The sequence below is a fragment of the Gordonia sp. ALPHA1B1 genome, assembly GCF_005502615.1.
GTDB classification, from domain to species: domain Bacteria; phylum Actinomycetota; class Actinomycetes; order Mycobacteriales; family Mycobacteriaceae; genus Gordonia; species Gordonia hongkongensis.
Window position 1 is genome coordinate 1 of sequence record NZ_SCOC01000072.1, and the last position, 7,505, is coordinate 7,505.

At 60.5% G+C, this 7,505-nt stretch carries 7 protein-coding genes and 1 pseudogene; 3 read left to right on the forward strand and 5 right to left on the reverse strand.

What is annotated here, in order from left to right; translation table 11 throughout:
- The 3 genes and pseudogenes from FFS52_RS23805 to FFS52_RS24000 all read left to right on the forward strand — a co-directional run.
- Positions 1-233: hypothetical protein (locus tag FFS52_RS23805; RefSeq protein WP_212743661.1), on the forward strand; the 233-nt coding region annotated here is incomplete at its 5' end.
- A 169-nt stretch (positions 234-402) separates the two neighbouring features.
- Entirely contained in the window at positions 403-1,602 is a 1,200-nt protein-coding gene (locus tag FFS52_RS23170) for an IS30 family transposase (protein WP_101819295.1), read from the forward strand.
- Positions 1,508-1,897, forward strand: a pseudogene (locus FFS52_RS24000) (IS3 family transposase); the annotation flags it as partial. The gene FFS52_RS23170 and the pseudogene FFS52_RS24000, both read left to right, overlap by 95 nt.
- A gap of 119 nt (positions 1,898-2,016) precedes the next feature.
- Here FFS52_RS24000 and FFS52_RS23180 read toward each other — a convergent pair.
- From FFS52_RS23180 to FFS52_RS23200, 5 genes are read right to left on the reverse strand one after another with little or no spacing between them, the layout of a single operon-like run.
- Positions 2,017-3,657 (reverse strand): long-chain fatty acid--CoA ligase, encoded by a 1,641-nt coding sequence (locus FFS52_RS23180; RefSeq protein ID WP_014928958.1) that lies wholly within the window; start codon positions 3,655-3,657, stop codon positions 2,017-2,019.
- Between the two features lie 29 nt (positions 3,658-3,686).
- Positions 3,687-4,415: a hypothetical protein gene (locus FFS52_RS23185; RefSeq protein WP_249356628.1), complete on the reverse strand. Its 729-nt coding sequence runs from the start codon at positions 4,413-4,415 to the stop codon at positions 3,687-3,689.
- A gap of 6 nt (positions 4,416-4,421) precedes the next feature.
- Complete coding sequence (locus FFS52_RS23190; RefSeq protein ID WP_004023297.1) at positions 4,422-5,378, reverse strand: MlaD family protein; 957 nt, start codon at positions 5,376-5,378, stop codon at positions 4,422-4,424.
- The gene (locus tag FFS52_RS23195; RefSeq protein ID WP_004023296.1) at positions 5,375-6,418 is read right to left on the reverse strand and encodes an MlaD family protein; all 1,044 of its coding nucleotides are present in this window, start codon (positions 6,416-6,418) and stop codon (positions 5,375-5,377) included. The genes FFS52_RS23190 and FFS52_RS23195 overlap by 4 nt, the downstream gene beginning before the upstream one ends.
- The gene (locus tag FFS52_RS23200) at positions 6,415-7,404 is read right to left on the reverse strand and encodes an MlaD family protein (RefSeq protein ID WP_249937479.1); all 990 of its coding nucleotides are present in this window, start codon (positions 7,402-7,404) and stop codon (positions 6,415-6,417) included. Before FFS52_RS23200 ends, FFS52_RS23195 begins: the two co-directional genes overlap by 4 nt.
- Positions 7,405-7,505: the final 101 nt, after the last annotated feature.

Sequence of the window (7,505 nt, forward strand, 5' to 3'; positions counted from 1 at the left end):
CCACCATGCACACCGACCTCGCCCTCGACGCCCTGAACATGGGATTGTGGGCACGGTCGCGTGCCGGCCACGACGTGGCCGGGCTGATCCACCACTCCGACCGCGGAGTGCAAGGCGGATTCAACTGGTCGTCGCAACACCATGATCATGGAGGTGTTTGCGGTGGCTACGGCGGACTGGAGTCGGAGGACCAGCGATGTGGCGGTAGGTGTTCGTCGGCAGTGGCGTGCTGATCGTGCACTTCGGCCGGCGATGCGATCGCCGGGGCGGCCGGAGCCGTCGCGGCAGGTGCAACGTGAGTTTTGGCGGGTGGTCGCGACGGGGGTGAGCACGGCACAGGCATCGATCGCTGTCGGTGTGTCGGTGCCGGTGGGTACACGCTGGTTCCGCCACGCTGGCGGCATGAGGCCGCTGAGTCTGGATGAGCCTTCGGGCCGCTATCTATCCTTCGCCGAACGGGAAGAGATCGCGCTGCTACGCGCCCAGGATCGTGGGGTGCGTGAGATCGCACGGTGGATCGGGCGGAGTCCGGCCACGATCTCGCGTGAGCTACGGCGCAACGCCGCAACCAGGAGCGGGAAGCTCGAGTATCGGGCGTTGGTGGCGCAGTGGAAAGCCCAGCAGGCCGCCAAGCGCCCGAAAACAGCGAAGCTCGTGGCCCACGTCGAGTTGCGGGAGTACGTACAGGACCGCCTGGCCGGCGTTGTCCGCCGTCCCGATGGCACGATCGCTGCGGGCCCCACGCCACCGCCATGGAAGGGGCTTAACAAACCGCACCGGGCCAACCGGCGGTGGTCGCTGGCGTGGAGTCCAGAGCAGATCTCCCAGCGTTTGAAGGTCGACTTCCCCGATGATGAATCCATGCGTATCAGTCACGAGGCGATCTACCAGTCCCTGTTCATCGAGGGCCGCGGCGCGCTCAAACGTGAGCTGGTCGCGTGCCTGCGCACCGGACGTGCACTGAGGGAGCCGCGGGCCCGCTCGCGCAACAAGCCGCAGGGTCACGTCACCTCCGATGTCGTGTTCAGTCAGCGCCCTGCCGAGGCCGAGGACCGTGCCGTCCCCGGGCACTGGGAGGGTGATCTGATTATCGGAACTGGGAGATCGGCGATCGGCACGATCGTTGAACGTCGTAGTCGTGCAACACTTCTGGTGCATCTGCCACGCCAGCAGGGCTGGGGTGAGCAGCCGCCTGTGAAGAACGGGCCCGCACTCGGTGGCTACGGTGCCATCGCGATGAATGCAGGACTGACAGCGTCGATCGCCGCGCTGCCGCAGCAGTTGCGCAAAACGTTGACGTGGGATCGCGGCAAGGAACTGTCCGCTCACGCCCAGTTCGCGATGGACACCGGAACGCAGGTGTTCTTCGCCGATCCGCACTCACCGTGGCAGCGACCATCCAACGAGAACACCAATGGTGTTCTGCGCCAATATTTTCCTAAGGGAACTGATCTGTCGCGGTGGTCAGCTGAGGACCTCGAGGCCATCGCCTACACCCTCAACAACCGTCCTAGAAAAGTCCTTGGATGGAAAACTCCCGCCGAAGTCTTTGGCGAACAACTACACTCGCTACAACAACCCAGTGTTGCATCGACCGATTGAACGCGCCCAATTCCGATCGCGAAAATTCGTACACGCCTTGAACACTCATGGACTCACGGGGTCGATGGGCAAAGTCGGAGCGTGCGGGGACAACGCAGCGATGGAGAGTTTCTTCGCACTCCTGCAACGCAACGTGCTCGACCGCCAACGCTGGGACACCCGCGAGCAGCTTCGGATCGCGATCGTCACCTGGATCGAACGGACCTACCGCCGCCGGCGCCGGCAAGCCCGCCTCGGTCGGTTGACGCCTGTCGAGTTCGAAGCAATGATCAACACCGCCGCTGCCGCGGCATGACACCCAAACTGTCACCTATCCGTGCAGCAGTCCCCATCGGCAAATGCATTGCTTCTATAGAAGTGTGCCCACCGAACGCTGACGACGTTCGGTGGGCACACTTGCGCCCTATAGCGGCGCTAATTCGATACAACCGGCAGCTCGCCCTGCTCATGCTTCGCGCGTAACACCTTCTTATCGAACTTGCCCACGCTCGTACGCGGTACCTGCTCCACGAACGTCCAGTTCTTCGGGATCCACCAGTGTGGGATCTCCTCCGGGCAATTTCTTAGGCACCACTCGTGAAGCGTGTCAGCCGACACCTTGCGACCCGGTACCGGAACCACCACGGCGAGAGCTGTTTCCTGCCACCGGGGGTCGGGCATCGCGACAACCGCGGCCTCGGCGACATCTGGGTGCGACATGATCCAGTTCTCGAGCTCCACTGACGAGATCCATTCGCCCCCTGACTTGATGACGTCCTTGGACCTGTCGGTCAGCGTCAGGTACCCGTCCGGGCTGATGTGTCCCACGTCTCCGGTCCGCAACCAGCCATCCCGAAACCTCTCGGCGTCCTCGAGCCGGTAGTAGCTGCCTGTGACCCACGGACCCCGCACTTCGAGTTCGCCGACGGACTTGTCGTCACGGGGAACCGGCAGGCCGCCCTCGTCGATGAGGCGCATCTCCACCCCGCAAATTGCCCGTCCCTGTCGCTTGCGGTACGACATTTCCTTTGTGGGGCTGATCCCGGCGGGAGGCCGACTTACCGCTGCAAGCGGGGACGTCTCAGTCATGCCCCACGCCTGGATAATCTGTACGCCGAAGCGGTCCGCAAACCCTTCGATCAACGACTGCGGGACAGGAGCTCCACCACAGGCGACAAGGTCGATTGATGACAAGTCGACACCCGGATTCGCGATACCGTACTGAAGAAGATCGTTCCAGATTGTCGGTACTGCTCCTGCCTTCGTGGGGCGATGCTGTTGGATCAAGTCGGCGAGCGGCGCCGCTTGAAGGTATCGATCAGGCATGAGCAAGTCCGCGCCGGCCATCAGCGACGCGTAGGGCAGACCCCAGGCGCTGGCATGAAACATCGGCACGACGGGAAGTACACGATCGGCTTCTGCGATCGCCAGAGCGTTACCAGTACACGCTGCAATGGAGTGCAGAAACACCGAGCGATGACTGTAGACGACCCCCTTGGGATCGCCTGTAGTGCCGCTCGTGTAACACATACCCGCAGCCGACCGCTCGTCGGGATCGACCCAAGAGAACATTGGTGATTCTGCTGCGAGCGCGTCATGGTATCGCATCACGGTCACGCCGTGGCCGTCGAGCGGGGAGGTGTCGCCGTCGCCGGTAACGAACACAACCCGAACCGTCGCCAAGCCCGGTAAGACCGCCGCCAACAACGGCACCAGCGACCCGTCCACAATGATGACCTTGTCTTCGGCGTGGTTCGCGATGAACTGCAGCTGAGCCGGTGACAACCGGATGTTCAGCGTATGCAGCACCGCGCCCATCGCGGGTACCGCAGCGTACGCTTCGAGGTGCTCCTGGTTGTTCCACAGCATGGTTGCCACGCGGTCGTCGCCGACCACGCCGACCCGGCGCAGAGCATTCGCCAGACGTGCGCATCGCTCTTCGAGATCGCCGTAGGTTGCGTACCGGGCAGAGTCGCTCGCGGAATAAGTAATCACCTGCCTATCAGTATGATTGGTTGCGACGTGACGCAGTATCGATGACACTGTCATCGGCACCTCCTGCATGGTGCTTTTCATCAAATTCTCCTTTCGCGGCGGACGCTGGATCATTCGGCAGGTCCGTAATCCTGGATCTGCCAGCCGTTCTCGGTCTTCAGCACGACTACTTTCAACAGTGTGGGGAGTTCGCTCGGCTGAGGGTTCTGAACATTCTGGGTCTTCTGGGTGGCGAAGACCAGCACCGTGTATTCCCCCCGGTTCTCGCTGGCGCTGCCGGTGACACTGGTCGCCAGTACGCGTCCCGACGCTTGGACCTTGGCCTGTTCCATGATTTGGGTCAGGGTGGGTTCGACATCGTCGTATCGCTTGACCAACGCATCGCTGGCATTCTCTTTCACTTCGGTAAAGAATGCGCCGGTGTTTTGGTAGCTGTAGGTGAGCGACTTTGTGGAGTAGTCCGATGCTGCCTGCGCTGCCTGCGCTCGTTGTGTGGCAGCGTTCTCCGCGGACGTCTTTGCTTCCCTCATGTCAATGTAGAGGTAAGCAAAGAGGCCGGCCAGCACCGCGAGTGCCACCACGAAAGCGCCGGCGGCCACCGCCTGGACGCGTGCTGATCTCCATCGGTGCCTGGCATCGGACGTCGGGGGGCTTGCCTCGTCCGGGGCGGGACCGTCTTGGGACGTCGCAGATTCTGTAGCACCAGTGGCGTCGCTGCGATCTGCTTTGTCGGAAGCCGCAGTCAGCTTATCCTCAGCGCTGCTGTCCTTGGATTCTGGTCCGTTGTCTTGTGCCGTCATTTGCTGCCTTCTGTGAATGCTGGTGTAGGAGGTATCCATCGGGCGTCAGCGAGGTGATGGCGTGACGGCGATCGGAATCTGCGCCTGCCCCCGATGTGACGCTGGGAATGTTCGAGCCAGAAGATCACCGATCGATCCGAAGTCGATGTATGTGTCTGCGACTTTCGCCGTCGCCGGCTTCACCGCGCGGGTAATGGCGACAATATCGGGCTGGAGTATCTGGATGTAGCCGCTGAGCTTTTCCACTAGCTTCAGGATCGGTGGCCATTTGTCGTAGGACGTAGAAGTGAAAACGATGAACGCACGTTGGATCCTCGCCAAACCGTCGACGGCATCCGGGGTCCGGACCGACGCGGTGCTGAGCACACCGCCCACGTTCGACATAAGGCCCAGGAGGAACTCGGCATTGTCCGCAGTGGTACGGACGGCACCGTCGTCACCGACGAAGTCCACGAGGCGGTGCATCATGTCTCCGATCGTGTCGAGGTCCTTTTGCCGGCCGTCGACTGCCGCCGAGATCGTTTCGTTGATGGACTGAATCGATGCTGGATCGAGCGCGTCCGCCACTGCCGACATTTTCGGGAGCACCTGGGGAACGGATTGCGACACGCGGATGGCGCCGGCGGGCACTAGGTCCCCACTACGCAAGTACTCACTGGTGGTTGTGCCCGGTGGGATGAAATTGATGTATTGTTCTCCCGCGACCGAGAGGTTCTGAATCGTCATGACACTGCCGCGAGGAATCTTATAGTCGGAGTCGATGGACATGTCGACGGCGAGCTGATTACCTGTGACGCGAATAGATGTCACTTTTCCCACCGGCACCCCCTCTAACATTACCGGTGATGTGTCTAGAAGGCCGCCCGAGCTCTCGAGTATGGCCGAGATCGCGTAGTCGGTGCGGAACGGGTTTACCCGTGCCACGTCGATGATCAAGTATGTCGCTCCGACGAGGAGAACGAGGACAAGGGCAACCAGCGATACGAGGGTGCTGCGGATCATGGCATCATTCCGATCGCTCGCAAGACGGTTATGAACGACTCGGCATCACGCCGCGCCAGTTCTCGGCCATCGATAGACACATCGGAGACGTTGATATCTGGCGAGCTGACGAATGGGATGAGCCTTTCGCGTATTACACGAGCCGCCTTGTCGGAAACATCCTTGGAGTAGATGTCCGAGTACGCGATGGACGCGACCACTGGCGCGATCGCGCCCACCGTTTCCTTGATGCGGGAATACTCAGGGTCGACGATACGGCCTGCGGATACCGCGAAGTCGCGCAGATTAGCGATGAGTAGCGCTACGTCAATTAGCGAGTAGCCCAGACCATAAAAGTTCACTCCCCCCTTGGTCAACATTCGGTCTGTACCTGACGGGTCGGCCAGGATCACTTTGAGTGTGCGATCGGCTGACTGCAGGATTACGTCGAGTTTGTCGGTGTTGGCAGACACCTCAGACACGGTGCGCAAGGTCGTGCGGTAGAGCGCATCGAACTGGGCGGGGTCACTCGGAAAAGTCGAGTTCAGCGTCGATATCGCGGTATGGATTTTATCGAGTTCACCCCCGCCCAATACGTTAGCCATACCCCGCATCACGTCCTCGACGTTGGCAGCCGGTTCGGTGCGTGAGAGAGGTATTACCGATCCCGCGCGCAGCAAGCCTTGGGTGGACTGCTGTGCAGGGGGAAGGATGGCCACATAAATCTCGCCCAGGAGAGTGTCTTGGCGGAGTTCCGCGCGCGAATCTTCCGGCAGCTGGGCGTCTTTATCAATTCGGGCAGCAACCAGCGCGTGGCCTCCGTCGTAAGCGACGCTGGTGACGGCACCGACGTCAATCCCTCGAGAGAGGACTTTGGCACGGGCAGGCAAGTTCAGAGCACTCGTGAACTCGATCTCGATGTCGTAGCCGTCTCGGGCGGATGATCCACCGATGGTCGGCGGGTTGTCAGCACTGATGCTGCAGGCGGCGAGGGCGATAGTCGCTACGAACAGCGTCACGATCGCGGCCGTGACACGACGAAGGTAGCCGTAGATCATCATCGAGGTTGCCCTCCGATCAAGTTGGCGATCGTCGCCGCTTCGTTACCCGTCGCGCAAACGTCCTTGACGGAAGGAGGAGCGCACGCGTTCTTGAGGGCCTGCAGTGGTACAGATATTGCGAATGCCCGCAGGATCGACTTCGCATCTGGATGCTCAACGATGAGGTCAGCTGTTCGAGCGGCGACGGACGCAAGTATGTTTTCTTGCTTGCCCGCTTGCGAGAGGAGGGGAACCGCAGCATCTCCAAGTGAGAAAATAGGTGGCCCGAAGTCAGACGATAGGCGCGACAGGATAGGGACGAAGGTGCCTGCGTACTCTGTTGCGGCGCCGAATGTTTGACCGAAAGCAACAATCACCTCAATTGCGCCTACGAAGTTGTCGAATAGCTGGGTCACCTCAGTACTGTTTTCGGTGGCAACACCGGTTAAGGTGGCGAGATTGGCTACAATCCTGCGTATCTGGCTATCACGCCGGGTCGGATCGTTGATTAGCGTGGCCGAGTCCTGGAGAATGCCGGATATATCACCCTGGGTCCCTTCCATGTTTTTCGAGACGAGTGTAAGTGCCTGAAGAATCGCATCCGTGTTACGTCCGTCGTCCTTGACGAGTTCGTCTGAAAGAGTGCTGATCGCGTCGAGCGTTTGACTAATCCCCAGTGGAGTCCTGGTCTTTTCCAGTGGGATACACTCAGCCGACTTGTAATATTCTCCGCCACGATAGGGATGGGTGAACTCGATTTGTCTTTCGGTGACAATCGAGGTGGACACCAGGGTCGCACCCACATCTGCGGGAAGCGGCACGGTCTTGTCGATCCGCATATCGACACGCACACCTTTCTGTCCCTCCTCGTGAATGCCTACGACCCTGCCCACCTTCTTGCCGAGCATCGCGACGGAATTGCCTTCGTACAGACCTGATGCGTCAGAAAACTCCGCACATAGTGATCGCGTGTCGTCGTCGGCTGTCGCATAGTCGGGGAGTATCAGATTAACGGTGTAAGTGGCGTTTTCGGTTAGTTGTCTTCGCTGGCCGGCATGCGGTCGGCGAAGGTGATGGCGAATGCGTTGAGTGCTGGTTTCCACCGCAT

Bases quoted from the DNA above. Each gene is read 5' to 3' on its own strand.
- FFS52_RS23180 (WP_014928958.1), bottom strand. From the start codon at position 3,657: ATGAAAAGCACCATGCAGGAGGTGCCGATGACAGTGTCATCGATACTG.
- FFS52_RS23190 (WP_004023297.1), bottom strand. From the start codon at position 5,378: ATGATCCGCAGCACCCTCGTATCGCTGGTTGCCCTTGTCCTCGTTCTC.
- FFS52_RS23170 (WP_101819295.1), top strand. From the start codon at position 403: ATGAGGCCGCTGAGTCTGGATGAGCCTTCGGGCCGCTATCTATCCTTC.
- FFS52_RS23185 (WP_249356628.1), bottom strand. From the start codon at position 4,415: ATGGATACCTCCTACACCAGCATTCACAGAAGGCAGCAAATGACGGCA.
- FFS52_RS23195 (WP_004023296.1), bottom strand. From the start codon at position 6,418: ATGATGATCTACGGCTACCTTCGTCGTGTCACGGCCGCGATCGTGACG.